The 1,702-nt window shown below is 36.4% G+C and carries 1 protein-coding gene and 2 pseudogenes; all 3 read left to right on the top strand.

Annotated features, from left to right (window positions below):
• Nucleotides 1–256 (top strand): annotated as a pseudogene (locus J582_RS27170) (hypothetical protein); the annotation flags it as partial.
• 63 nt (nt 257–319) lie between these two features.
• Nucleotides 320–1,392: pseudogene (locus tag J582_RS25045) on the top strand (IS3-like element ISAba22 family transposase); the annotation flags it as partial.
• A gap of 50 nt (nt 1,393–1,442) precedes the next feature.
• On the top strand, nt 1,443–1,702 hold a 260-nt coding region (locus tag J582_RS25040; protein ID WP_032048270.1), incomplete at its 3' end, for a transposase.

Below are 1,702 nucleotides of genomic sequence, written 5' to 3'. Positions count from 1 at the left end.
TTTATTTGTTTTATGTAAGGATAAACAAAAATTTCTTGTTGAAAAAATGGTGTTTCGTGAAACAGGAAATATTTTTAATGAAGACAAGTTGTTTATTTATTCTTTTTGTACAGAGAATTCTCAACTTGAAGTTTATATAGATGATAATGGAATGATCTCAGAAATTAATAGATTTAACCAGAATCTAAATTATGAAGCTAAAATTCCACTAAACATTTTAGGTCTTAACTATTTGATGACACAGGTTTTCTATTGATGTGTGCTGAAAAAACAGGAGGTTTTAACTTGGTAAACTAAACACACTCATCAGGAGTTTACCATGAGCAAGAAACACAAGACTTACACCACAGAATTTAAAGCTGAAGCCATCAAATTAATTGAAGCCAATCAAGGCAATGTCTCGGAAACAGCTAGACAACTTAGCATTTCAATGCAAACTCTTTCAAATTGGAATACCAAAGCAAAGGCTGGAACTTTAGCAGGTACAAAACAGTATTCACCTGATCTAAACGCTCTACTCGAAGAAAATAAAAAACTCAAACAACAGCTCAAAATAGCTGAAATGGAACGTGAATTTTTAAAAAAGGCAGCAGCGTACTTTGCCAAAGAAAGTCAGTAAGGTACGCCTATATGAAACAAAAAAGATATTCTTTTCCAATTACCTTAATGGCTCGATTACTTCATGTTTCAGTTTCATGTTTTTATGATTGGCTCAAGAGAGGCGTGAGCAAAAGAACGATTCAACGAAATCAACAGACGATATTGGTGAAAATAGCCCATGAGGAGACAAGGCAGAGCTATGGTTATATTCGATTAACCAAATACTTACAAGCTCAGGGTATAAAAATGAGTATGTACGCTGTACGTCAGATAAAAGCGCTGAACCACCTGTATTGTAAGCGACACAAGCGTTTTAAAAGGACTACGAATAGTGACCATAATCGAGCGATCTATGAAAACCTGCTGGAGCAACAATTCTCAATGACTAGACCAAATCAAGCATGGTCAAGTGATATTACGTACATATGGACTGTTGAAGGATGGCTGTACTTAGCAGCGGTAAAAGACCTTTACACGAAGCAAGTGGTTGGCTATAGCTTAAATGAGCGCATGACAACACAGCTTGTTTGTAATGCGCTAAATATGGCTATTCACAATCAAAAACCAACCAAAGAACTGATTGTGCATTCAGACAGAGGAAGTCAATATTGCAGCCATGAATATCGAAATATACTTGAGCAATATGGTTTTCAAGGTTCAATGAGCAAGCGCGGAGACTGTTACGATAATGCACCGATTGAAAGCTTTTGGGGAATACTGAAAAATGAGTTAGTGCATCATTACAACTATCAAACCAGAGAAGAAGCCAAAGCAGATATTATAAAATACATTTGAACCGTACCGGGTTTGTCGGAGACCACTTTTCTTGAGAGAATGTCCCGATGAAAAAAGTAAAATACACCCCTGAAATCAGAGATAGAGCGGTTCAATTATTGATTGAATCCGAAAAAGATTATCCATCGAATTGGGCTGCGATCACAGCAATTGCGCCTAAGATTGGTTGTACTCCTGAAACACTTCGTGTTTGGTATCAAAAATATTTAGATAAACAAAATCCAGTTAAAGTACAGCAGCTTTCAGACCAAGAACGTATCAAACAACTCGAACGCGAAAATAAAGAACTGCAACGCGCCAATGAGAT

Origin of the sequence: Acinetobacter sp. 1566109, from assembly GCF_000582255.1 — a bacterium.
Taxonomy (GTDB): domain Bacteria; phylum Pseudomonadota; class Gammaproteobacteria; order Pseudomonadales; family Moraxellaceae; genus Acinetobacter; species Acinetobacter nosocomialis.
The sequence above is the reverse complement of the archived record's forward strand: the minus strand, read 5'-3'. Positions and strand labels throughout refer to the sequence as shown.